Genomic DNA, 25,973 nt, shown 5'->3' with positions numbered 1-25,973 from the left:
GGTCCGGATGGTTCATAAAGATTTCGTCCGCACCGCGCTGACCGGCGAAAACTGTGGCGTGCGCCACTTTCTTGAACTCCGGGGCCACCTCGGTACGTCTGCTTTCGGTACCCCAAGTCCCGGACCGCCTGGAGGACTCCTTGGCCACCTCCGACGAGTGGAGCAGAGTCGGATTCACCGGCAATCCGGTGACGGGGAATCCGGGCGTCGTCGACAACATCACCAAGGAGCTGCGCGGCCTCAGCGATCTCTCCGGGCGGGTCGGCGGCGGCCTCGACGCCCTGCTGGCCAAGGCCGAGGACGGAGGCTTCGAGGGGCGGACCGCGGACGCGCTGCGCACGTACGTCAAGGACGAGCTCAAGACGTTCATGGCGAACATCAACCGCTCGTTCGACATGGCGGCCGACGCCACCGCACGCTACGCGCGCGCCCTCGGGGACTCCCAGGACCGGGCCGAGAACGCGGCGGACACCGTCGCCGCCCTGGAACGGGTCGGCGGCCAGCCGCTCGCCGAGAACGATCCGGAGATGACCCGCGCCCGGGGCGAGGTGGACGCCGAGATCGACAACGTCCAGGCCGAGGCGAAGATCCTGGAGGACACCCTGCGCGAGGCGGCCCGGCTGGTGTCGCGGCCCGTGAAGAAGCCGAAGAAGAGCTTCTGGAAGCGGTTCGTGTCGACGTTCTTCAAGGTCCTGGAGATCGTCGCGCTGGTCATCACCCTCATCGCGGTCGTGATCGGCGGCCCGCTGGGCCTGGTGGCCTTCGGGCTGGGCGCGGTGCTCTTCGCCAAGGCCCTCGTCGACTACGCCACGGGCAACGGCAACGCCCTCAGCCTGGGCCTCGCCTTCCTCGGCATCCTGTTCCCGTCGACGAAGGGGCTCACCACCCTCAGCGGGCTGGCCCGCATGGCCTCGTCGGGCGCGAAGGCCCTCAGCGGCGCCCTCTCCGCGAGCGGGCGGCTGCTGTTCCGGGGCGGCAGGATGCTGTTCTCCTCCCCCGGCCGACTGCTGTCGCTGGCCGGACAGGGCCTCGTGCGGTTCGGGGGCGGGCTCGGCAGCCGGGCCGCGAGCGGGTTCATGGCGCTGCCCCGGGTCCTGTCCCGGACGCCCGCGATGCTCGGGTCGGCCCTGCGCCTCATGGGCGGGTTCGCCCGGAACAGCTGGCGGCAGGGCTGGTCCGCGCTGACCCGCGACTTCGTCGAGTCGACCGCGTTCGTCGGTGGCAACACGGCCGGACGGCTCGGCGTCTTCACGATCATGAGCCTGGGCCGGCTCTCGATGACGGCCCTCCTGCCCATGAGGTACTCCGAGATCGCCCGGTTCGGCTACCGGGGCGCCGCCCGCATGGGGTTCATCGACCGCGGCCTGCACTTCACCCCGAGGGCCTTGCGGCCGCTCGGCAGAACGGGCTCCCTGGCCGCGGACCTCACGAACCTGACGGGCCGCAACCTTGACCGCGGCGGCAGTCTGCGCCCGGTGACCGGCACGGACACCGACCGGCTCGTCGTGCCCGGGACCCCGGAGTTCAACACCACCCTCGACGAGCTGGCCGAGATCTCGGTGACGCCCGTGACGACACCCCGTACCCCCGGATTCGGCTCCCTGACCGGCCCGGGTACCCCCCGTATGCCGGCGGGCCTCGACGACATGGGCGTCCGGCTCAACGCCCTGGACACCCTCGACACGATGGGGCTGCCGGTCGGCACGGTCCCGGGCGGACAGCGGCTCGGCGTGCTGAACCCCGTGACGGGCCGGGTGGGCGACGACCTGATGTCCCCTCGGTTGCGCACCACGCTCACCCTGTTCGACCAGGTGGACGAGTTCGGCGGCGGCCTCACCCCCGGCTCCCCCACCACCCTGCTGCCCCCACGCACCACGGTCGACCAGCTGCGGGACCTCGACGAACTGACGGGCGTGGAGCGCACCGGGGCCGGGCTGCTCAAGCCCCTCGACGAGCTGTCGGAGCTGGCGGAGCTGAGCCTCGACGGCAAACTCGGCGGTCTGACCGAGTTCCAGGTGAGCAAGATCCTTGACGGCGAGATCGACCTGGTGAACGTCACTCCGGACGGGGTCGTCCTGCGGGTCGGGACGACCGATCCGGTGGACGTCCGGGTGCGGTTGAAGGACGGGGTGAAGGTAGATGTCCTCGGACCGGCCGACCCCCGTGTCCCGACCTGGAACTCGGTGACCGGCGGCAACCGCATGGACGAGCTGGGGATCAGGCTCGACGACCTCACCAGGCTGATCCCCGACACCACCGACGGCTCCCGCGACGCACGGGAACTGCTCGGCCTGGGACAGGTCCGCACGGACCTGACCACCCCGGTCACCGGGAGCACCACGTTCACGCCGCTGACCCTGCGGGACATCGTCACCGGCGGGGCCACCGGCAAGCTCGCCACGGAACGCTTCCAGGCCTGGGTGCGCACCCAGGCCACCCAGCTCCAGCTGGACACCGCCGGACGCGGACTCGGTGAACTCGACGGGCTGACCGACGTACCGCCGCTGAGCCGCGCCAAGGCCCAGCTGGATCTGAAGTCCGCGCAACTCGACTTCAACCGGTCCAGGATCGCGTTCGACCGGCTGGGGATGAACCTGGACACGGTCCGCCGGGACGTCACGGTGATGATGGCCCGCATCGACGGCCCGGGGGCCACCCTGCCCACCGGTGAACTGCGGCTGCTGGACAACCTGGGGCGGCCCACGGGCCAGTGGATCACCATGGAGCCCGGGCCGACCGTCAACTGGGTCCTCAAGGGGGATTCCGGTGTCGTCCCCGACGTCAAGGTGACCATGACCGACGGCGTCTTCACCCTCACTCCGCCCGACGGCCTCGCCACCAGGATCGGCCCGGACGGCAGCCCCCTCCTCGACGACGTCCCGGTGCGGCTTGGGGCGCCCGCCGGTCCGTCGGCCGCCCCGCAGGGTGGGGATCCGGTGCGGGTGCCCGGCGCGCCGGAGGTGACGGCGCCGTCCGTGCCGCAGGTCCACTGGCTGGTGCGGCAGGACGCGGACTTCTCGGCGACGGTGGGCAAGTCCGGCATGAAGACACGGTTGACCGAGGACGGTCTCGTACCGGTGAGGATCGACGGCACCATCACACCGCTCCAGGCGGTGTCCACCGCCAATGCCAAGGTGTTCAAGGAGAACAGCCCGTTCACCGCGTTCTCCGCGCCCGGCAGCACCGCAAAGCCCTTCGGGAACAGCGAGATCGGGCTCGATCTCGTATCCCTCAGCAACGACATCACAGCCGGTGCGGACAGCGTCAAGGGTGTGCGGATACTCTCCAACACCGAACTGCAGCAGGAGATCCTCAAGGAGATCCGGTTCGCCGTCGGGGACTCGACTCTGGAGATCCCGTCGAAGTTCACCCACCTGACGAAGAACGACGACATCAAGAAATTCCTCGCCGAATACAACGTGCCGAAGAAATTGGGCGCCTCGGTCACGACGGACATCAAGACTCTGCTGCAGGTGCGCCGCGACAACACCTGGCTCGTACAGGGGGCCATCCCGAAGGAATATCTGACGGGCCCCTATGCGACCGTCGACTCCCTGAAGTTCGTGCCGGCCGCGCCGGCCGCCACCACGCCGGTCCAAGCACCCACGGACCTGCTGGAGTCCGCGGGCCGGGCCACCGGTTCCGGGATGCCGTCCCTGGAAACCCCGCAGCCGGTGCTCAGGACGGACGACTTCCTCATGTCGAACGTGGACCTGGAGCAACTGCGCGGTGTCAAGCTCATCCGGCAGGACGACTTCCACGCGTTGGAGGTCGATACCAAGGGCCTGCGCAAGTCTCACTTCGAGCCCGACATCGGAATGGTCCCGGCCAACCCGGACGGCAGGACCACCGCCTTCCAGCATGTGGCGGGTGCCGAGATCGTGGAGCGGAAGAGCAACAGCCCCTTCACCTCGTTCGCCGTCGCCGGTGGCGAGAAGGTGTACGGCGACACGGAATTCGCCCTCGACGTCTACAAGCTGGGTCTGGACATCAAGGCCGGGAATCTACAGAACGTGGGAATTCTCCCGGCCCGGGATCTGCAGCAATTGATCGGCGACCAGATCGAGCGGACCATCGGGAAGCGTCTCGACTTCTCGGGACTCACCGGGACCAGCTCCCGGAACGACGTCGTCGAGTTCCTCAGGAAGAACGACGTCAATGTCGTGGGCCGGGGCGGCAAGGACGCGATCGGCAAGATCGCCGGAGATGTCCGCGTTCTGCTGAACACCACCCGTGACCAGGAATGGCTGATCAAGGGCACCATTCCCAGGAGTTACCTGGAGGGCCCCTACCCCAGGGCGACGGGGCCTCAGGCCGCGGGTGGCCCGGTGCCCGTCGGCGACGCGCTCCGCGGTCTCGACGAAGCCGCAGGCGACCTCCGGCTTTCGGACACCTTCAAGACCGACTTCGAGGTGAAGGCCGTCTCCGTGGGGTGGCGCACCCCGGCCGGCACGAATTCCGGCCGGCTGCTGGAGTCGCGCGTCGGTGAGCTGGGGCTGCTGGACGACCTGGGGCGGCCCACCGGTCAGTGGATCACCATGGAGCCGGGGCAGACCGTCAACTGGGTCCTCAGGACGGACTCCGGGATCGTCCCCGACGTCCGGGTGGACAGGGCCGATGACATCTTCACCCTCACCACACCCGACGGCATCGTCACCGGGTTCGGCGCGGACGGTCGGCCGACGGGCCTCGGCGACCTGGGACCGGTCTCCGTCCCGCAGGTACCGCGGACCGGCGTCGACGAGGTGGTCCTGCCCCCGCCGGGGGAAATGGACCGGCCGGCCCTGGCCGCCGACCGCTCCGTCGACACCGACTCGTTCCGGCTGGACCGCTTCGATGCTCCCGCGCCCCGCAGCGAGACCGTGCTGCTGAATCCTCAGCAGGTCACAGGCGTACCGGGCGTACGGATGGAATGGCAGCGGACCCCGCTGGACGACGGCGGGTTCGCGCTCACCGACCAGGCCGGGGACATACGCCTGGTCTTCACCGCGGACGAGGTCCTTCAGTTCCGTGACGTCCGGTTCCCCGGCGCGGACGGCTTCCTCCGCTTCGAGGCCGCCCCAGGGCCGGGCGCGCTTCCCCGGGTGGTCGGCACGGACGGACTGCCACTGTCCGGCGGCGTGGTGATCGAGCCGGTCAGGGGCGCTCTGAACGTGGTCACCGGTGTGCGGGTCCAGTCACCGGACGGGACGTGGATCGGGCGGTTCGACCTGGACGGTACACGGCTGTCCGAGCAGTTGACGCTGTCGGGCCCCGTCGGCGGCCCGCTGACCGGGACCCGGCTGACCACGACGTTCACCCAGCTGCCGGGCGGCGGAACGGCACCGGCGTACCGGCTGACGGTGCCGGGGACGGGCGACGGCGCCTTCTCCGTCGTACGGCTGGACGGGGAGCTCTCGCAGCGACTGCCGGGCGGGTTCGCGATGACCGACCCGACCGGCGCACGGCTCGTCTTCGACCGGGGCGGCCGGCTCGTGGACCTTCCGGCGGACGGGGCCGCGCCCACCCGGCTGGATGTGTCCGGGTCGGTGGCGCCGGAGGCGACCGTGGGCCCGCCGACAGCCCTCGACGGTCTCGGCGGCCCCCTGCCGGAACGGCTCCCGCTCGCCACCGCCCCGGGGAACGGTGTTCTGGACGACGTCACCACCGATCTCACCGGAAGGGTTCCGGCCGACGAGCACGTGTCCATGGAAGGCCTGGCGATCCCCGCCCCGCCCCGGGTCGCTCCCCCGCCGGCTCCCGCCCCGCCCCGCGTCGCCCCGCCCCCGGTTCCCGCGGCCCCTCCCACCGTGCACCTGCCGGAAACGCCCGTGACCACGCGGCCCGCGCGGGCCGTGGCACCGGGATTCGACTCGTCCTTCCCGGCCCCTTCCATCGGCACCGAGAGCGAACTCGGCGGGTTCGTCGTCGCCCTCCCGGGAAGCGCGGACCGAACCTTCGCCTTCGTGACGAAGGTCGACACCGACGAACCCCTGCTCATGGTCACGAAGGACATGGGCACGGGCGGATACACCAACCCCGCGCGCCTCCCGATGGCCCAGCACGGAAACTGGCAGACGCACACCGTGGAGCTGATCACCTATCCCTCACGTCTGGGCGACCAGGTGGCGATCGGCGCCCGCAACGACGCCACCCAATGGCTGCTCGACGTCTTCAAGGACCGGCTCGGCGTCCACAACCACCGGCCGCTCGAGTCGATGATCAGCCCCGACGGCCAATACAGGTTGCAGGTGACGAGCGACCGGCACGTCATCGCGGCCGGGACCGGCCTGGAACTCGAGGGACTCCCCTCCGTCTCCATGCCGACCACCCAGCAGCAGGCGACGATCGGTATCAGGGCCGTGGACTTCGGCACCCGTGCCACGCACGAGCTGAGACTGCTGGCGGACCACGCCCACTGGTACAAGCCCGCCTTCCGGAACGACGACGCACTGCGGACGGCGCTCGTGCGGGAGACGCTCGACGCGCCCGAGCAGGTGGAGAACGCGTACACCTACACGAAGTCCGTCATCGAGTTCACCTCCGACCTGGTGAACAGACACGGCATCCCCATCGAGGACTGGGCCGGCGCGCCGCCGTACCACGGGCTGACCCATCCGGCGGTGAAGAACGAGTGGAAGGTGCTGCCCCGGACCAGGCCGAGCCTCGTCCTCGACTCCCTGTCGCCCGGTGACCGCGCCGTGACGCTGAGGCTCCTCCGTGAGACCCCCGCCATCGGTGACGAGTCCATCTGGACGGCGGCCAGACAGTACATCCTGAACGGCAACGAGGTGGCCGGACGTGGTATCAACAACGCCACCGTCGGCGGAGAACGAGCCCTGCTGTTCGAGTTCCGGACCCTCCCGGACGAGCTGAAGGGCTCCGTCCCGCATGAGAAGGCCCCTGTCTCTCTGGTGACCGACCCTTTGGCGGAGCTGGGCGGGAACCGGGTGGCCGCGGTCCAGAAGATCAACGACTTCGTCTCCGGGCCGGAGAACAGGGACGCCTTCGCGGACTGGTACCGCGCGGAGTTCCCCAGGGATCCGGACGCGGGGCGCATCCACCAGAACAAGAGCACCGCCTCGATCCTCAGGATGGCGGCGGCCCGCCACAAGGCCGAGTGGATCGCCGCGCGGCATCCGCAGACGTGGCAGGACATCACCGCGCGGACCCCCGCCGTCGTCGGGCCACCCGCTTCGGCCGTCCCCTCCGCCCCGCCGGTCGCGCCGCATGTCGCGGCAGGGCCGCTGCCCGACGAACTGGGGCGGCCGGTGGGACGCGCCGGCGGCCCGGACGTGCCCGGCGTCGACCTGGCACGCATCACACAGGGACCGACGTCGGACCTGAGCGAACCCGGCGTCGACCTGGCACGCATCACACAGGGACCGGCATCGGACCTGAGCGGCCCCACCGGCCTGAGGCAGTCCCTCGACTCCCCGGTCCCGCCGGGCTCCTCGGTGCGGGAGATACCCCTGTCCGGGCTGGACGACGTGACGGGGCTGCGGCTGCGCGTCACGGAGGTTCCGGCGACCGACACCGTCCCGGCTTCGGTCCGGCTCGAGATGGTGGACTTCACCGCACAGGGCGGTCAGGTGCGCCTGCCGGACGTCTCGGTCACCGTGCGCGAGGGCGGCGGATTCACCGCGACCGGTCCGCAGGGCGGTGTGCGCTGGCAGTTCGACTCCCTGGGACAGCTGGAGTACCGGGAACTGCCGCTGTCCGGCACCGACTTCGCGCTGCGGTTCACCGACGACGCGCTCAACGCGATGACGGTGGTCGGCCGGGACGGGGTGCCCGTGCGGGGTGCGGCCGTCACGCCGGTCGGGAACGCGACCGGTGCGCTGAGCGAACTGACCGTGCGGGTGCCCATGCCGGGTACGGACGGTCTCACGGCGGTGTGGCGGTTCGAACCCGGTGGTCTGCTGCGTCAGCAGGAGCTGCCGATCACACTGCCCGGCCTCGACGGGTCGGCCGGCCTGGGGATCAAGGTGACGGTCACACCGGGCGCGGGCGGCACCACGACCAGAGTGGTCGAGCTGACCGGCCCGCAGCATCTCACCGGCGCCCTCCGGCTCACCCCGGTGGACAGCACGCTCTCCGGACGGCTGCCGAACGGCCTCACGGTGACCGACACGATCACCCACAGCCGCTTCCACTTCGACGCGGACCACCACCTCGTCCTCCGCGACCTGGCGGACCCGGAAGGCCCCGGATTCCTGCGCTTCACCGAGGACGCCGCACCCGGCACCGCACCAGTTCGCCTCGACGGCCTCGGCGGCCTCGCCGGCCTCCCCGAGGGGATCGCCCTGGACGACGCGGCCCAGATCGTCATCCGTAGGCTCGACGACGCGACCTCGTCGCCGGACAGGTCGGGCCTGCGCCCGGAGTTGCTGAACGACCAGTTGCGGCAGATGACCGGACAGGCCCTGCAGACGCTGCGGCAGCACGCCGTCACCACACTCGGCGGCTACCTCGACCGGCCGCCGGCGATCCGCCTCGACGATCTCCGGTCCATGACCGTGGCCCAGGGCACCGACGGCCGCGTGATCGGCGACTTCACCGTCACGCCGACGCCGCACGGCGGGCCCGGCGGCAGCCGCTACACGGTGCACCACGGCCCGTCGGACGTGACGCTGGGCTTCGGCCCGAACCGTGAACTCCTCTACCAGGAGGTGTTCCTGAGAGGCGGACCGGGCGACCTGGACGGGCTGAGGGTCGGTATCACCGGCCGCTCGGCCGACGGAGGGCCGTGGACCCCGGGTTCGCTCGACTTCGTGGGCGCACGCCCGGCCGACGGCCTCTTCACGACAGCGCCGAACCCGCGCGGCGGTTTCACCGTCACCGACGCCGCCTCCACCACGAGCTGGCACTACGGCCCCGAAGGCGTGCACACCCTGCGCGACGTACGGCTGCCCGGCGACCGCGGCATCCTCCGTTTCGACGCCGACGCCCCCGGCGGCGTACCGCGGGTGCTGGACTCGGCGGACCGGCCGCTACCCGGGGTGCGCCCGGAGCTCCTGGACGACGGCGGGATCGCCCTGGTCCCCACCGGCAAGGCGGCCCAACCGATGGAGCGGACCGTCTTCAGCGACGCCGGCACGCTGCTGGAGGAGACGATCGCCGTACGGATCAAGGGCGGAAAGGCGAACGGCGAATACTGGAGGATCGACCACGCCACCAGCGCCGCCGTACGAGTCGACTCGTCGGGCACTCCGCTCACCGGCCGCTTCGCCACGGCCAAGGTGGAGATGTCGGCAACCGGCCGGTTCAAACTGACCGGCGAGGGCAACGTGACCCTCTTCGAACGCGAGGTGCTCCGCAACGGCAACGTCCTCCACATCGACCTGGACCGGGTCGGCCGGGCCCGCTGGAGCGAGTTCGACCCGGCGGGGACCAAGGTGCGGTCCGGTGAGCGGATCTGGGACGGCGACCGCAGAACCGTCCACGACACGCTCTCCTACCGCTGGGCCCCGATGGACGTCCTCGACGTACGGACGTACACCAAGGCCATCGACGGCGGTCTGATCCGGGCGGAGAAGGGCGCGGGCGGCGACTGGACGTGGACGCGCTTCGACTCCGGGGGCACCGAGGTGCTGTCGGGCACCCGCGAGTGGTCCTGGAACCACATCGGTTTCAAGGACACCTACATCGACCCGGTCACGGGACAGCGGACCGTCGCCCACCGGCGCGGCGACATATGGCCGCTGAACGGCTATCACGGCTCCCGCCAGTACCTGGAGCACCCGGTACTGCCCGGTCAGAGCCCGGCGGGCATGCGGGTGAACCCCGAGCTGCACTCCGCCGTCGGCCCCGCCAACAAGCCGATCGACGTCATCGAGCACCTCGCGGACGGCGGCACCCTGCACGTCGTACGCATCTCCGACCAGCGCATGCCCGCGGCCCTCTGGCAGACACGTACGGGCCTCGGCCGGTTCGACGGGTTCGTCGGGAACCTGGTCAGCGGGGACTCCATGTTCGCGGTGTCCAAGTGGACCGAGACCGCCGCCGACGGCACCCGGCTGAAGGGTGTCCGGCTCGTCTCGCACGGCGGTCACGGCTGGCGGGACGTCGACCAGTTCGGCCGGATCGTCCGGGAGACCCGCAAGCTGGAGAACGGCGACGTCGTCGAGGTCGGCCGCAGTCTCGACGATCCCAAGCAGTGGGCCCCGGCCCCGAAGTGGAACGGTTCCGCCGACCCGTACGAGCTGCCCTGGCTGGACACGACGAGCGGGGTCTCCGGCACCCGCCGTGTCGCCGGTGACGGCAGCTTCGAGGACGTGTTCACCAACGCCGCCGGTGACGAACTGCTGTCGATGCGCTCGCAGGGCACCGGCGTGCGCGAGTACCTCGGCGAGAACCCGGCGCGCGGCATCGGCCGCGACGACGTCTCCGGGGTGTGGGTGGACAAGAACACCCAGTCGCAGATCACGGGGCGGCGCGACCAGTGGGGCGATCTCCGCATCGAGGCGCACGGCAACCCCCGCCACCGCACCTGGCAGTGGAAGGCCACCGGCCCGGACGGGACGGCCACCGAGGGCATCCGCATGCAGAACCGCGGCTCCTTGTACTCGCGCACCTGGGACGACTCGTTCGTCGACTTCGAGCGGCTGGAGAACGGCCGGCCGGGCCAGGCGCTCCGGGAACGCAGCGCCACCGACGACGGCACCGTCTGGGTCGACGCCACCCGGCAGCCCGACCACACCTGGACCTGGCGGAAGACCGACGCCGACGGCACGGTCCACTCCCAGGGCGTCCGCGAGTACCAGGACTTCGCGAAGGGCCACTGGACCGACCGCATCGGTGACGACGTGGTGAGGCGGCGCACCGGCGGCCGGGTCCGCGAGTACGCGTACACGGTGGAGGAGACAGCCCCTCCGGCCCTCACCCCGTCGGCCCTCACCCCGCCGCCGGAAACCGGCCCGACCACCCTGGCGGATCTGCTCTCCCGGTCCGCGCGCCACTTCGAGCCGACCACTACGGTCACCGTCGACCGTGAGGTCTGGCGGGAGTTCGACATGGGCAAGGTGCTCCACCGCCGTGACGCCGTGGAGGGCGCCCCGGGCAGGTACCGGGAGGCGGAGTCGCTGTGGGGGCAGTGGCGGGAGTACCAGGACAGCCGACTGGTCGCCCAGCGCACCATCACCGGACGGATCTGGGCCACCGACACCTTCGGCCGCTGGTCGGCGTTCGACGTCGCCAAACTGCCGGAGGTCAGCAGCCTGCCGTCGGTCGGCGGGCAGGTGGGCCTGGACGGTCACCGCGCCTGGCGGCTCATCGGCCGCGAGGTCGACTTCCGCGGATACACCACCGAGTTCCGTGGCGTGAACCGCGAGTTCCGCGACCCGTTCCACGAGATCTGGACCGGCGTCCAGGACGGCTCCTCGGCCGCCATGCCGCTGTGGCGCCATGAGCTGCGCAAGGCGGCCACCGAGTTCGCCACGGGCTTCCTGATCGAGTTCGGCACCAGCTTCGCGGTGTCGGCCATCGTCTCCGAATTCGCCAACACCCGCTTCGACCCGTTGGTGGCCTTCGAGCGGGCGATGCTCAACGGCGCCGTCGGTGGCGGCATCCGGGCCGGCTTCAACGTGGCCCAGGACATGACCGCACTCGGCAAGATCAAGTACGGCCTTGCCAATCTCGACCAGGGCCAGAACTGGAACCGCCACTCCCTGGCCTCCGCCGACGACTGGGCCGGCGAATGGTCGTCGTACGAGAACCCCGTCCGCTGGCGGTCCGGCACCTACGCCTTCTTCGACGGCCTGGCGGTCAGCGCGCTCACCGGTTTCGTCAACAGCGCCGCCAACGCGGCCATCTGGGGAGTGGGCGGCCAGAAGCACACCGGCCTCGAAGCCCTCGAAGCGGGCGCCTGGGGCGCGGCGGGCTCGCTCTTCACCGGCGTCACCAGCGGGATGGCCAGGTACACCTTCCACACCACCGCGGGCTCGCGGATCTTCCATCGCGGCGGCCCCGGCGAGCTGATCTGGCAGAGCGCCGAGTCGTTGACCACGGGCATCCTCAACTACTGGATCAACACCAGAGGCGCCCACATCGACTCGACCCATCCGTTCCCGCCGTCGACCACCGGACCCACGACGCCGTCCACGAGTACCCCCACGACACCGTCGCAGGGGACGCGGCAACCGGCCGTCTCGCCCATCGAGGGATTGGAACTCACGTGACCCCCACCTCCACCGTGCACCGGGTCGCTCCCAAGGGCCGCGGCACACACCGCAGCATCACCTCCGCCGTACGCGCCGCCCACGACGGCGACGAGATCCGTGTCGCCCCCGGCGAGTACGTCGAGCACCTGGTCCTCGACCGCGCGGTGCGGCTGCTGCCCGAGGACGGCCCGGAGTACGCCGTACGGCTGCTGGCCGCCTCCCCGGGCCGGCCCGTGCTGGAGGTCACCGCCCCGGGCGTACGGGTCGAGGGCCTCGCCCTGACCGGCCAGGACCCGGCGCTGCCCGCGGTGCTGGCCAACGCCGGCGATCTGGAGCTGGAGCGCTGCGAGGTCTCCGGCGGCCGGATCGAGGCGGGCGGCAACGCGTCGCTCACGCTGACGGACTGCCGGGTGGCGGGGGCCGAGCTGGCCGCCGTGCACCTCAACACCACCGGCCCGGCCCGGCTGACCCGGGTCGTGATCGAGGACATCGAGGGCACCGGAGTGGTCATCGGCGCCCGGGCCGTCGCCGAGGCCACCGAACTGACCGTACGGCGGGTCACCGGGTCCGGCGTCCGCGTACGGGGCGCCGCCCGGGCGGTGCTGCGTGAGTGCCGGATCTCCGGGCCGGGCCGCAGCGGCCTGTTGGTGGAGGACGGGGCGACCGTCGCCGCACTGGACTGCCGGGTGGCGGAGACGGCCGCCGAAGGCGTGCGGGTGCTGGGCAGTTCGGCACGCCCCGAGGGCCGGGAAGGCGTCGCGAACCGGGACGGCCGGGAGGGTCCGGACGGCAAGGACGGCGGCGTCCTGCTCGCCCGCTGCGAGATCCTGCGCACCGGCACGGACGGGGTCGCCGTCTCCGGCACCGGGGACGTCCTGCTGCTCGACTGCCGTGTGCGGGACGGCTCGGGGCCGGGGGTGAGCGCGGACGGCGAGAGCCGCGCGGAGCTGGTGGACTGCCAGGTCGACCGGGCGCACGGCTCGGGTCTGGTGGCCCGGGGCTCCGCGCGGCTGACCGCAGAGGGCACGTCGGTGACCGGCAGCCGGGCCAACGCCCTGCTGGCGGGCGACCGTTCCGAGGTCAGGATGGCCACCGGCGACATGACGAAGTCGTCGTTCAGCGCGGTGCACGCCTGCGACGACTCCCGGGTGACGCTCACGTCGTGCCGTATCGCCTCGACGCCGGAGCACGGGATCCGGGCCACCGACCGGGCCGGACTCACCGTCGAGGGCGGCCGCATCACGGACTGCGGACTGTCCGGGGTGCGGATCGACAGCGCTGCCGACGCCCGGATGCGTGGCCTCTCCGTGGTGCGCGGCCGGGCCGGGATCACCACCGAGTCGACCGGGACGGTGGTCCTGGAGGAGTGCGACGTCACGGACGCCGAGCGGGCCGGGATCTCCTGCGGAACGGGCACGGCCCCGGTGCTGCGGGACTGCCGGATCAGCGGAACCGGGACAGCGGGCCTGGTGATCGGCGAACGCGCCACGCCCGGCGTCGAGGGCTGCACGGTCCGGGACGCAGCGGGCTCCGGTCTGGTGGTGGGCCCGGGTGCCGAGCCCCGGGTCAGGTCCGTCACGGTGGCCCGGACCGGCAAGAACAGCCTGTTCGTCGGTGAGAAGGCGCGCGGCACGTTCGAGGACTGCGTCTTCGCCGGGGCCGGCGGCGACGGCACGGCCTTCCCGGCGCTGCATGTGTCGGCCGGCGGCGCCCCCGTCCTGCGCGGCTGTCTGGTCCGGGACACCGAGGAGGACGTGGCGCTGGAGAAGGGCGCCCGGCCCGTGTTCGACGAGTGCCTCTCCCGGGACGTGAAGAACCCGTCCCTGCCGACCGGCGTGGACCAGTCCCTGGCGACCACCGGAAGCCCGGGCGGGGACCCGCGGTCGACCGCGCGGGAGACCGAGGCACCTCCCGAGGACACCATCGAGGACCTGCTCGCCGAACTCGACGGCCTCGCCGGCCTGGACCGCGTCAAGCAGGACGTCTCGTCCCTGGTGAAGCTGATGCGGATGGTCCGGCGCCGCGAGGAGATGGGTCTCGCCCCGCCCCCGCTCAGCCGCCACCTCGTCTTCACCGGCAACCCGGGCACCGGAAAGACGACCGTCGCCCGGCTCTACGGCCGCATCCTGGCCGCCGTCGGGCTGCTGGAGCGCGGGCATCTGGTCGAGGCCGACCGATCGGCCCTGGTCGGCGAGTACGTCGGCCACACCGGCCCGAAGACCTCCCGCGTCTTCCAGCAGGCCCGGGGCGGCGTGCTGTTCATCGACGAGGCGTACTCCCTCACCCAGTACGCCGGTTCGAACGACTTCGGCCAGGAGGCGATCGCCACCCTGCTGAAGCTGATGGAGGACCACCGCGACGACGTGGTGGTGATCGTCGCCGGATACCTCAAGGAGATGGAGGTCTTCGTCCGCTCCAATCCCGGCCTCGCCTCCCGCTTCAACCGCACCCTCCTCTTCGAGGACTACGGCAGCGCCGAACTGGTCAGCATCGTCGAGCACCAGGCCGCCCAGCACCAGTACGAACTCACCCCGGACGCCCGCGAGTCGCTGATCTCGCGCTTCGACGCGATGCCCCGGGACCGGGGCTTCGGCAACGGCCGTACGGCACGCCAGCTGTTCCAGGCCATGACGGAACGCCAGGCGTACCGCATCGCCGAACTGCCGGACGCCACGGAGTCCGACGTGATGACGCTCAGGCCCGAGGACATCCCGCAGAGCCCCTGAGCTTCCCCTCGCCCGCTGTACCCGCGCCCTGCCCCCGCCCCCGCCCCAACCCACGGACAACCTTCTAAGGACCGCTCCCATGCCGCACACGCCCACCCACAGCGACGACAGGGACGGCGAGTTCGCCGACCTCTTCGCCCGCAAGACCCGCACCCCGCTCCGCGGCTTCCTGCCCGGCCGCCGGGTGTGGAACGCGGTCGGAGGCTCGGCCGCCGCGGTCCTGGTGATCGCCGGCTCCGCCATGGCCGTGGCCGCCATCGACTGGGACAGCGGCTCCGCCGAGAAGGTGACCACGGCGGCCGAGGGGCCCGCCGAGGAAAAATCCTCCTCGGGCGGAACCAGGAAGGCGGCCGCCGTCCCGTCGCCGCAGGAGCGGGACAAGGGCAAGGGCGAGGACGGCCCCGATGTCGTCTACGTCCCCGTCTCCGGTGGAGCGGGCGCCGGGACGGCGGCGGGCGGCGCGGCGGACTCGGCGCCGGACGCCGACACGAAGTCCGGCACGGGCGGCACGACGGGCGCCACCTCGGGCTCGACCGGCTCGACCGGCACCGGAGAGAAGAGCACGACCACCAAGAACCCCGAGTCGCAGGCGACGGCCGCCCCCCTGTGGGCCGACGGAAGCGTGGAGGCCGACTCCAACGACTTCTGGGACCAGAGCACCATCACCGTCAAGTCCACCGAGCCGCTGACCTCGCTCAAGGTCGTCGTCCGCGTCATCCAGACCGGCGGTGTGTCGAGCACCGGCGCCTGGACCTCCCTGGGCGACAAGGTGGCCGTGGGCCAGAACTCCACCAGCGACCAGCTGGGGTACGTCATCACGCTGAAGTCGGGGATCACGCTCGCCCCCGGCACCTATGTCTTCAAGGTCCAGTACAACCACGCCCAGGGCAAGCGGGACGCGGGCCGCGATCTCTACACCGTCACCGCCGTCACGGCCGACTCGGACGACGAGTTCCTCTCCGGCCGCTTCTGACCACCCGTCCGGTCCCGGGGTGCTCAGCCGGTCCAGCCCTGCTTCCGCAGTACCGCCGACACGTCCGGCGCCCGGTAGTGGTCCCCCTTGAGCACCTTGCCGTCGTCCCGGCGGGACACCCGCCCGTCGGGACCCAGCTTGGTCATGTTGGCGCGGTGGATCTCGGCGATCACCGAGTCGAGGTCGATGCCGTGGACGAGGGCGGTGCCGTACGCCACGTACACGACGTCGGCCAGCTCGTGGGCCAGCCGGTCGAGCGGGCCGTCGACGGCCACCTCGGCGACCTCCGCGGCCTCCTCCGCCAGCAGTTCGCCGCGGTGGGCGGCCAGCTCGGGCGAGACCTCGGTGGGCGCGGTACGGGCGTCGAGGCCGAAGGCCCGGTGGAACTCGCGGACCAGGCGAGCGGGAGAGGAACTCATCCGGCGACCCTACCGACCGGTCGCCCCACGCCGACAGTTCTGTCCGTCCCACACGATCCTGGCACCTCAAGTCCCTTTGTGCAGCGGATCTTTGACATTGGGTCAGAGTGGGGGGCACGGGCGGAAGCGGTGACTCCGCTCCGCGCTCTCCGTTGTGTCTTCATGTACCACCCCAAGCGCTCGAGGACCGTCGTGGGCGTTCCCCTCACCTCCCCCGCCCATCGGGCCGAGTCCCGGGTGACCCCTCCGACATCGGCTACCACTTCCTGATCGACGAGGAGGAGGGCCGTATCCACGAGGCCGCTGCTCCGACGACGGCCTGCCCGCGCACGACGCCGACGGCAGGCTGGTGACCGCCTTCCACGTCGGCGGCCTCAACTCCGGCAACCTCGGCATCGCCCTGCTGGGCACCTTCACCTGGCAGGGCCCGAGGGAAGCCGCCCGCGCCTCGCCCACCGGACCGGTGAAGGTCCTGGTCCGGCAGCACGGCGTCGACCCGCAGGCCCGGGTGACGTACACGAACCCGGTCAACGGCACCCGGAAGGAGGTCGCGGAGATCAGCGGCCACCGGGACTGACTGGCGACCGAGTGTCCGGGCGAGGTCATGTACCGGGAGCTGGAACGGCTCCGCACGGCCGTGGCCACCGGCCACCGGGAGCTGGAACGGCTCCGCACGGCCGTGGCCACCGGCCACCGGCCGCTGACCGCTGACCGCTGACCGCTGACCGCTGACCGCTGACCGCGGTTCCCCGCCCCTTGAGGTCACAGCCTCGCACCGGATGGGTCCGGTCCTGGCCGCCCGTCCGGTGACCTGGCAGGATTTCGCGCATGGTCCAGGTACTCCCACGCATCGGCACGCGGCAGGCGCTGCTGGGCTCGGTGGCTTCGCTGGTGGTCCTCGGGCTGCTCGCGTGGTGGCTGTGGCCGCGCGAGGAGCCGCCGAGCGGGACGATCACGTTCAATACCGGAGCCGACCGGGGCGTCTACCAGCAGTACGGCAAGCAGCTGCGGGACGCCCTTGCCGGGGACATGCCAGGCCTGCAGGTCGATCTGGTAGGCAGCGAGGGCTCCCAGGACAATGTCCGCAAAGTGGCCACCGGGAAGGCCGACTTCGCCATCGCCGCGGCCGACGCCGTGCAGACGTACATCGAGGAGGGCCGGCCCGGCGCCGAAAAGCTGCGGGGCGTGGCGCGACTGTACGACGACTACGTGCAACTGGTCGTCCCCGCCGACTCGACCATCCAGAACATCTCGGAGCTGGAGGGCAAGCGGGTCGCCGTCGGGCCCGAGGGGTCCGGTGTACGGCTGATAGCCGAACGTCTGCTGGAGGCGGACGGGCTGGACATCGACAAGGACATCGACGCGCGGCCGGACACCATCGCGACGAGTCCTGACGCCCTCCGTACCGGCAAGATCGACGCCTTCTTCTGGTCGGGCGGACTGCCCACAAGGGGTCTGACCAACCTCGCGACGGAGCAGAAGTACGGCTTCCGGTTCGTCCCGATCCGCGGCGACCTGGTGACGGCTCTGCACAACCAGGGCCTCGTCTTCAGTCACTACCGGACGTCCGTGATGCCCGCCGACGCGTACCCGACCATTCTCAAGGACTCCGTGCCCACCCTCACCGTGGCGAACCTGCTCATCACCCGCAAGGACCTGGACCCCAGGCTCACCGAGTGGCTGACCCGCGTGGTCCTGAAGAGCCGGGACAAGATCGGCAAGGACGTCCACGCGGCCCAGGTGGTGGACCTGCGCACCGCCATCTACACGGACCCGCTGCCCCTGCACAAGGGCGCCAAGGCGTACTACCTGTCGGTGAAGCCGTAGCACGTCGGTTCGGGAGGCCACCCCTGAGCCCGTAAGCCCCTGGAAGACCTCCCTCAGACGTGCGGACGCGCTCTGGGCACCGTCACCGTCACCCGCAGCCCGTGCGGCTTGTGGTGGGCGTACGAGATGGAACCGCCACCCGCCGCGATCAGCGCCCGGGAGATGGAGAGCCCCAGGCCCGATCCCTTGATGTTCTGGTGCGCGGTGCTGCGCCAGAAGCGGTCGCCGACCCGTTCCAGTTCCTCGTCGCTGAGGCCTGGCCCGCCGTCGGTGACGACGACCGTGGATGATTCACCGTTCGAGGTGACCCGCACCTCGACGGCCTCCCCGGCGGGCGTGAACTTCAGGGCGTTGTCGATCACCGCGTCCAAGGCGCTGGACAGGGCGATGGGGTCGGCCCAGGCCGTGGTGGCCGGGCAGGTGCCGACCAGCGTCACGCCCTTGTCGTCGGCCAGCGGCGACCAGGACGCGATGCGCTCGGCGGTCAGCTCGCCCACATCTATGAGCCCCAGATCGGACTCCGCGTGCTCGGCGAGCGCCAGGTCGAGCAGGTCGTCGAGGACCGAGCCGAGGCGCTTGCCCTCGGTGCGGACGGAGGCGATCTCCTCGTTGCCCTCGGGCAGTTCGAGCGCGAGCAGGTCGATGCGGAGCAGCAACGCGGCCAGCGGGTTGCGCAGTTGGTGCGAGGCGTCGGCGACGAAGGCGCGCTGCTGTTCCAGGACGTCCTCGACGTTGTCGGCCATCTCGTTGAACGACCGTGCCAGGCGACGGAGTTCGGGCGGGCCGCCGGCCACCGCCACCCTGGACTTGATGCGTCCGGAGGCGATGGCGTGGGTGGTGAAGTCGAGGACACGTACGGGCTTGAGGACCCAGCCCGTCAGACGCAGCGCGGCACCGACGGCGAGGAGCATCGCGGCGATCTCGCCCGCGCCGATGATCAGCCAGCCTCGCAGGATCTTCGAGCGCATCTGATCGGTGGGCGAGTCGGTGACGACGGCGGCGACGACGTCACCGTCATGGATGACCGGGGACGCGACGACAAGCCGGCCCTCCTGCCAGGGCCACACCTGTTTCGGGCTGTGCGGACGGCGCCCCAGCAGAGCCTCCTTGAGCGCGGCGAGCCCCTCGCCCTCGGTGGGCCTGCCCCACTCGCGGGGGGCGTTGGCCATGGGCAGCTGGTTCAGCTCCCGGTAGAAGACGCCGGCCTTGATGCCGTACACCTTGTAGTACTGCTCCAGCTCCCGTTGCAGGGTCTCGCCGCGGCCGTCGGTGGTGTCCACGCGGGAGCCGCTCGGGCGTTCGGTGACGAACTGGGCGAGGGAGGCGAAGCGCGCCGTGTCGTCGATGCGGTCGACGACGACCTCCTGTTGCCGCGCCGCCGCGAGGCTCACCGCCAGCGGAACGCCGAGGGCCAGCAGCACGGCGGCCATCAGGATGATGAGCAGCGGAAGAAGACGAGTGCGCACGCGGGCACGCTACGGCGTCGGGGCGACCAGCCGGTAGCCGACCCCGCGCACCGTCTCGATCAGGGCGGGCATCCGCAGCTTGGACCGCAGGGAGGCGACGTGCACTTCCAGGGTGCGGCCGGTCCCTTCCCAACTGGTCCGCCACACCTCACTGATGATCTGTTCCCGGCGGAACACCACCCCGGGCCGCTGGGCCAGCAGCGCGAGCAGGTCGAACTCCTTGCGGGTCAGCTGGACGACCGAGCCGTCCACGCTGACCTGGCGGGTGGGCAGCTCGATGAGTACCGACCCCAGTCGCAGCCCGCTGTCGCCGGGGGCGGCGGCCTCGTCGGGGGCCCGGCGGCGGGCGACGGCGTGGATACGGGCAAGGAGCTCGCCGGTGTCGTACGGCTTGACCACGTAGTCGTCGGCGCCGAGGTTGAGGCCGTGGATCCGGGAGCGTACGTCGGCGCGGGCCGTCACCATGATCACCGGGGTGCTGGTGCGCTTGCGGATCTTGCCGCAGACCTCGTAACCGTCCTGGTCGGGCAGGCCGAGGTCGAGCAGGACGACCCCGAAGCCGTTGCCCTCGGGGACGAGTGCCTGGAGGGCCTCCTCGCCACTGCGGGCGTGCGTGACGTCGAAGCCGTGCCGGGCCAGGACCGCGGACAGGGCGGCGGCGACATGGTTGTCGTCCTCGACGAGGAGCAGTCTCATTCCGGCCCCTTCCGGCTCGGTCGGTCTCTTATTTCGGTCACTTGTGCGTCTCGGCTGGCACACACTACGCGGATCCGCATCCCGGGCACGGGCGCATCGCCCCATTCGCAGTCACACTGATGAGTGAGGACGCCGTCAAGGCCGTACGAGTTCCGAGCGGGTTCCGTTACCCAGCCGGAATGCCCGCGCGGACCCGTCACGTGCCGTGTCCGTCCGGCTACCAGATCGTTATGCTCAATTCTCGCTCAGATGTAATGACGCTGGTCGTCGCCGGTCACTACTGTCCTCCGAAACCGAGGAAGACGGAGCCCAAAGCGATGACCGAAGTTTCGGTGGTCAAGGACGCGGTGCCCGCGGCCGACGACCTGGTCGTCCTGAAGAGCGTCAACAAGCACTTCGGCGCGTTGCACGTACTCCAGGACATCGATCTGACGATCACCAGGGGCGAGGTCGTCGTGGTGATCGGACCCTCCGGGTCCGGCAAGTCCACCCTGTGCCGCACCATCAACCGGCTGGAGTCGGTCGACTCCGGCGACATCCTGATCGACGGCAAGCCGCTGCCCGCGGAGGGCAAGGCGCTCGCGAAACTGCGGGCGGACGTCGGCATGGTGTTCCAGTCGTTCAATCTCTTCGCGCACAAGACCGTGCTCGAGAACGTGATGCTGGGGCAGCTCAAGGTCCGCAAGGCCGACAGGAAGAAGGCCGAGGAGAAGGCCCGGAGCCTGCTGGACCGGGTCGGTGTGAGCACCCAGGCGGACAAGTACCCCGCGCAGCTCTCGGGCGGCCAGCAGCAGCGTGTCGCGATCGCGCGGGCGCTGGCCATGGACCCCAAGGTCATGCTCTTCGACGAGCCGACCTCGGCACTCGACCCCGAGATGATCAACGAGGTCCTGGAGGTCATGCAGCAGCTCGCCCGGGAGGGCATGACCATGGTCGTGGTCACCCACGAGATGGGCTTCGCCCGTTCGGCCGCCAATCGGGTGGTCTTCATGGCGGACGGCCGCATCGTCGAAGAGGCTGTGCCGGACCAGTTCTTCAGCAACCCCCGCAGCGACCGGGCCAAGGACTTCCTGTCGAAGATCCTGCACCACTGACGGCCCCGCCGACGCCGATTCCCGCCCCCGGCACCCGCACCATGACGGTCCGCATCTCTTCTCCACTCAAAGGATGTTCACCATGAAGCTTCGCAAGGTCTCCGCCGCAGCGGCCACCGCCCTCGTCCTCGCCCTTACGGCCACCGCCTGTGGTGGCGACGACAGCAGCAGCAACGAGAGCGGCTCGGGCTCCGGTTCCGGTGGCGGCGACAAGATCAAGATCGGTATCAAGTACGACCAGCCAGGTCTCGGCCTGAAGGAGTCGGACGGCAAGTTCACCGGCTTCGACGTGGACGTGGCGACCTACGTGGCCAAGGAGCTCGGTTACGAGCCCAAGCAGATCGAGTTCGTCGAGACCAAGAGCGCCGACCGTGAGAACGCCCTGGCCCGCGGCGACGTCAAGTTCATCGCGGCCACCTACTCGATCAACGACGAGCGCGCGAAGCTCGTCGACTTCGCCGGCCCGTACCTGCTGGCCCACCAGGACCTGCTGGTCAAGGCGGACTCGGACATCTCTGAGGGCACGGACCTCAACGGCAAGAAGCTGTGCTCGGTGACCGGTTCCACCTCGGCGGAGAACGTCAAGAAGGACATCGCCCCGAAGGCCCAGCTGAAGGAGTACGGCGGCTACTCCGAGTGCATCGCCGCCCTGCAGAGCGGCGCCGTGGACGCGGTCACCACCGACGACTCGATCCTCGCGGGCTTCGCCGCGCAGGACAACTACAAGGGCCAGTTCAAGCTCGCGGGCCTGAAGCTCAGCAACGAGAACTACGGCATCGGCGTCAAGAAGGGCGACACCGCGACCGTCGACAAGATCAACGCCGCCCTGGAGAAGATGGTCAGCGACGGCGCCTGGGAGACCGCGGTCAAGGAGAACTTCGGCCCGGCCGAGTACAAGAACGAGCCCGCCCCGAAGATCGGCGACATCAAGTAAGCGGACATCCGCACCCAGCGCGGTTCTCGTAGTCGCGCCGCCGCCCGCCGCACAGTGCGGTAGAGGCGGCGGCGCGGTGCGTCGCCTGCCTCGTACGCCACACACCCGGAAGCGCGGGAGACAGTGTTCGACTTCCTTTCAAACTACAACGACCCAAGCTTCTTGGGTGCGTTCTGGATGACGGTCAAGCTCACCGTCTTCTCTGCCATCGGCTCCCTGATCTGGGGAACCATGCTGGCCGCCATGCGCGTCAGCCCCGTACCCCTAATGCGCGGTTTCGGTACCGCCTATGTGAATCTCGTGCGGAACACCCCGCTGACCGTCATCATCGTCTTCACCTCGCTCGGCCTCGCCGACATCTTCCGGATGACGATGGGCGCGCCCGACGACTTCGATGTCCAGGGCTTCCGGCTCGCCGTCCTCGGGTTCGTCGCCTACACCGCGGCCTTCGTCTGCGAGGCACTGCGCTCCGGCATCAACACCGTGCCCGTCGGCCAGGCCGAGGCGGCCCGCGCCCTCGGACTGAGCTTCAGTCAGGTTCTCAGGCTCATCGTGCTGCCGCAGGCGTTCCGCGCGGTCATCGGGCCGCTGGCCAACGTACTGATCGCGCTCACGAAGAACACGACCGTGGCGGCCGCGATCGGTGTTGCGGAGGCCGCCTACCTCATGAAGGGCATGATCGAGAAGGAGGCGCAGACGGTGCTCATCGCCGCGATCTTCGCCTTCGGGTTCGTGGTTCTGACCCTGCCCACCGGCCTGTTCCTCGGCTGGCTGAGCAAGCGCCTGGCGGTGAAGCGATGAGTTCCGTCCTCTACGACGCCCCCGGCCCCCGGGCCAAGCGGCGCAACGCGATCCTCACGGTGGTCTTTGTCGCTCTGCTCGCCCTGCTCGCGTGGTGGGTGTGGCGGGCGATGGACGACAAGGGCCAGCTGGAGTGGAAGCTCTGGAAGCCGTTCACCACGTCCGAGGCCTGGACCACCTATCTGCTGCCCGGCCTCGCCAACACGCTCAAGGCCGCAGCACTCGCCATGGTGATCGCCCTCCCGCTGGGCGCACTCTTCGGCATCGCACGCCTGTCCGACCACCGATGGGTTCGGATCCCGGCCGGCGCCGTTGTCGAGTTCTTCCGTGCGATCCCCGTGCTGGTGCTCATGCTGTTCGCCAACGAGCTCTTCGCCCGCTCGTCGGGCGTCAGCAACGAGGATCGGCCGCTCTACGCGGTGGTCACCGGTCTGGTGCTCTACAACGCGTCGGTGCTCGCCGAGATCGTTCGCGCCGGCATCCTCGCCCTTCCCAAGGGCCAGACGGAGGCCGCACAGGCGATCGGCCTGCGCAAGGGCCAGACGATGGGCACCATCCTGCTGCCCCAGGCCGTCACCGTGATGCTGCCGGCCATCGTCAGCCAGCTCGTGGTCATCGTGAAGGACACCGCACTCGGCGGCGCTCTGCTGAGCTTCACCGAGCTGCTGAACTCGCGTCAGACACTCGCCGCGTTCTACGCCAACGTCATCCCCAGCTTCATTGTGGTGGCGATCATCTACATCGTCCTGAACTTCATCATCACCAGCTTCGCGAGCTGGCTGGAGCAGCGGCTGCGGCGGGGCAAGAAGTCGACCGGGGCGGTGCTTCCGGCGGCAGCCATCGCGGGTACCACGGCGACCGGCGGTGAAGGCGGCGGCGCAATCGGTCTCGGGCTCGGGCCCGACACCTACCCGGGGTCGACCGACACGCCCCCCAGGAAAACCGACAACTGACGAATGCTCAGGTGACATCCGCCCAGGATGTCCCCCGATTCGCTCCCCGGAGGGCAGTGGCATGATCGCCACTGCCCTCCGTCACTTGACGCAAGCACCGGCAATGGGTTGCATACGTTCTGTGATCGCGCACCCTGCTCCAACTTTCTGTTCACCCACGTCCGCCGGGACGTCACGTCGGGCAGGGGGCGCCGCGCCGTGGACCCGGTGATCATCGTCGGCGCGGGGCCCGTGGGCCTCACGCTCGCCCTTGCGCTGGCGCGGCAGGAGGTGCCGTCCGTGGTCCTCGACGAGGGACCGGGGAAGGACGAGCAGCGGCTCGCGCGGACGGTGGTCCTGAACGAGGACACGGCCGCGCTGCTGGAACGATTGTCCGGCGTCCCACTCTCCCGGGCCGGCTGCCACTGGGCCGGATGGCGGTCGATGCGGCGCAAGCAGGTGATGCGTCAGGTCCGCTTCGGGGAAACCGACTTCGACGTGACGGACGTCCCGCCCCGGGAGGCCTCGAAGGGTGCTCGCGGCGGCCCGGAGGATGTCGTCGAGGGCTCCGCAGACCTCCCCCCGCTCCACATCGCCCAGCACGTCCTGACCGCCGCCCTGCGCGAGGCCATCGCCGGGGAGCGGCTCGTCAAGGTCGCCGTGGAGAGCCGGCTCGACGCGATCGAGCAGGAGAAGTCCGGTGTCACGGCCCACACCCGCGGCCCCAAGAGCACCTGGTGGCGGGGCAGCTACCTGGTGGGCTGCGACGGCCCGCGCTCGACGGTCCGCAAGCTCCAGGACATCCGCTTCCCCGGCCGTACGGCGGTGGAACGGCACGCGGTGGCGGCACTCCGCGCAGAACTCCCCTGGCCGGGAGAAGCGTTGCTGCACCGCATGCCGCCGTGGCGTACGTCGGGACCGTCCGGCGGGGAGATCACCGCACGGCCGCTCGCCGGGGGCGCCTGGCGCCTGGACTGGCTCCTGCCGCCGGGCAAGGACCTCGTGACCCCCGAACTCCTCGTGGCCCGTGTCCGGGAGACCCTCGCCGGCTGGACGGGCGGCTCCACACCGCCGTACGACCTGCTGGACACCGGCGTGCACACCGTGCACCACCGGCTCGCGCGGCGGTGGCGGGTCGGCCGGGTCTTCCTGGCCGGGGACGCCGCGCACCTGCTCGGGGCGCTCGGCACCCAGGGCCTCGACGAGGGGTTGCGGGACGCCGACAACCTCGCCTGGAAACTGGCCCTGGCCTGGCACCACGGCCCGCACGAGGCCCTGCTCGACAGCTACCAGACGGAACGGCGCGCGGCCGTCGCCACCCGACTCCGCGCCGCCGACCAGGTGCTCCCCCTGCTGCGCGGCGCGAAGGGCCTGCGGTCGTACGTCCCCGGCTCGTCCCGGGGCCACGACGCACTCCTTTCGGACGGCCACCTGGGGCGCGGGGCACTCGGTGCGCCGGGGGCGTACTCCGATTCCCCGCTCATGCCGCCGCGCGCCGCCGCGGAGACTCCGGTCGACACCCTGCCGGGCGCCCAGGTCGTGGATGTGGAGGTCACCGCGGAGGACGGCTCCTTCGTGCCTCTACGGGACCGGCTCGGGCGCGGGGCGCTCCTGGTCGTGTTGATCGCGCCGGGTACCGGGGTCTGGGAGCGCAAGCACTGGATGAGCGCCGGGCTCATGCCGCGCCTCGCCGCCGCCGTCTCCGCCCTGCCGCACCACGCCGAGCTGCTGGTCGCCGAGGCCTACCCGGGCGCGGGCGCCCACACCGTCCTCCTCATCCGTCCCGACGGATACCTCGTCACGGCCCTGAGCGGCGTACGCCCGGCCGACCTGTACACCGCTGCGGCAGCGACGCTGGGCGTGGGGGAGCAGCAGTCCGCGACGACCGGGGCCGCCGCGAGTTCAGGCTGAACACCCGAGCCTGTCGGCGCGACCGTCACTGCGTGTCCACATAGTGACGGTCAG

General features: G+C 70.7%; 13 protein-coding genes. 10 read left to right on the top strand and 3 right to left on the bottom strand.

What is annotated here, in order from left to right; all coding sequences use genetic code 11:
* Window positions 1-140: 140 nt before the first annotated feature.
* From OG858_RS33570 to OG858_RS33560, 3 genes are all read left to right on the top strand, one after another.
* Complete coding sequence (locus OG858_RS33570; RefSeq protein WP_328544178.1) at window positions 141-12,158, top strand: actin cross-linking domain-containing toxin; 12,018 nt, start codon at window positions 141-143, stop codon at window positions 12,156-12,158.
* On the top strand, window positions 12,155-14,866 hold the full coding sequence (locus tag OG858_RS33565; protein WP_319317422.1) for a right-handed parallel beta-helix repeat-containing protein: 2,712 nt from the start codon (window positions 12,155-12,157) through the stop codon (window positions 14,864-14,866). The genes OG858_RS33570 and OG858_RS33565 overlap by 4 nt, the downstream gene beginning before the upstream one ends.
* 79 nt (window positions 14,867-14,945) lie before the next feature.
* Window positions 14,946-15,839: a hypothetical protein gene (locus OG858_RS33560; protein WP_319317425.1), complete on the top strand. Its 894-nt coding sequence runs from the start codon at window positions 14,946-14,948 to the stop codon at window positions 15,837-15,839.
* A gap of 23 nt (window positions 15,840-15,862) precedes the next feature.
* On the opposite strand, the gene OG858_RS33555 is transcribed toward OG858_RS33560, so the two are convergent.
* Complete coding sequence (locus OG858_RS33555; protein ID WP_327724985.1) at window positions 15,863-16,258, bottom strand: pyrophosphohydrolase domain-containing protein; 396 nt, start codon at window positions 16,256-16,258, stop codon at window positions 15,863-15,865.
* Window positions 16,259-16,607: 349 nt separating this feature from the next.
* On the opposite strand from OG858_RS33555, the gene OG858_RS33550 reads away from it, so the two are divergent.
* Together OG858_RS33550 and OG858_RS33545 are read left to right on the top strand one after the other, a co-directional pair.
* On the top strand, window positions 16,608-16,835 hold the full coding sequence (locus OG858_RS33550) for a peptidoglycan recognition protein family protein (protein WP_256960349.1): 228 nt from the start codon (window positions 16,608-16,610) through the stop codon (window positions 16,833-16,835).
* Between the two features lie 251 nt (window positions 16,836-17,086).
* Window positions 17,087-18,085, top strand: a complete 999-nt coding sequence (locus OG858_RS33545; RefSeq protein ID WP_086747956.1) for a TAXI family TRAP transporter solute-binding subunit — start codon at window positions 17,087-17,089, stop codon at window positions 18,083-18,085.
* 53 nt (window positions 18,086-18,138) lie between these two features.
* Here the strand turns inward: OG858_RS33545 and OG858_RS33540 are convergent, their stop codons facing one another.
* Together OG858_RS33540 and OG858_RS33535 are read right to left on the bottom strand one after the other, a co-directional pair.
* Window positions 18,139-19,551, bottom strand: a complete 1,413-nt coding sequence (locus OG858_RS33540; protein ID WP_319264420.1) for a HAMP domain-containing sensor histidine kinase — start codon at window positions 19,549-19,551, stop codon at window positions 18,139-18,141.
* A gap of 9 nt (window positions 19,552-19,560) precedes the next feature.
* Window positions 19,561-20,247 (bottom strand): response regulator transcription factor, encoded by a 687-nt coding sequence (locus OG858_RS33535; protein WP_037700951.1) that lies wholly within the window; start codon window positions 20,245-20,247, stop codon window positions 19,561-19,563.
* Window positions 20,248-20,564: 317 nt separating this feature from the next.
* Between OG858_RS33535 and OG858_RS33530 the strand changes: the two genes are divergently transcribed.
* The 5 genes from OG858_RS33530 to OG858_RS33510 all read left to right on the top strand — a co-directional run bounded on the left by OG858_RS33530 (window position 20,565) and on the right by OG858_RS33510 (window position 25,919).
* Window positions 20,565-21,341: an amino acid ABC transporter ATP-binding protein gene (locus tag OG858_RS33530; RefSeq protein ID WP_046705386.1), complete on the top strand. Its 777-nt coding sequence runs from the start codon at window positions 20,565-20,567 to the stop codon at window positions 21,339-21,341.
* Between the two features lie 82 nt (window positions 21,342-21,423).
* The gene (locus tag OG858_RS33525) at window positions 21,424-22,275 is read left to right on the top strand and encodes a glutamate ABC transporter substrate-binding protein (protein ID WP_328544179.1); all 852 of its coding nucleotides are present in this window, start codon (window positions 21,424-21,426) and stop codon (window positions 22,273-22,275) included.
* A 123-nt stretch (window positions 22,276-22,398) separates the two neighbouring features.
* A complete protein-coding gene (locus tag OG858_RS33520) occupies window positions 22,399-23,076 on the top strand; it encodes an amino acid ABC transporter permease (RefSeq protein WP_327748322.1) in 678 nt (225 codons plus the stop codon).
* Complete coding sequence (locus OG858_RS33515) at window positions 23,073-24,029, top strand: amino acid ABC transporter permease (protein WP_327748323.1); 957 nt, start codon at window positions 23,073-23,075, stop codon at window positions 24,027-24,029. The genes OG858_RS33520 and OG858_RS33515 overlap by 4 nt, the downstream gene beginning before the upstream one ends.
* 198 nt (window positions 24,030-24,227) lie before the next feature.
* Window positions 24,228-25,919 (top strand): FAD-dependent monooxygenase, encoded by a 1,692-nt coding sequence (locus OG858_RS33510; RefSeq protein WP_086747951.1) that lies wholly within the window; start codon window positions 24,228-24,230, stop codon window positions 25,917-25,919.
* The last annotated feature ends 54 nt before the right edge of the window (window positions 25,920-25,973 follow it).

The organism is Streptomyces europaeiscabiei (assembly GCF_036346855.1).
Taxonomy (GTDB): domain Bacteria; phylum Actinomycetota; class Actinomycetes; order Streptomycetales; family Streptomycetaceae; genus Streptomyces; species Streptomyces europaeiscabiei.
This window is presented reverse-complemented; position numbering and strand designations above follow the sequence as displayed.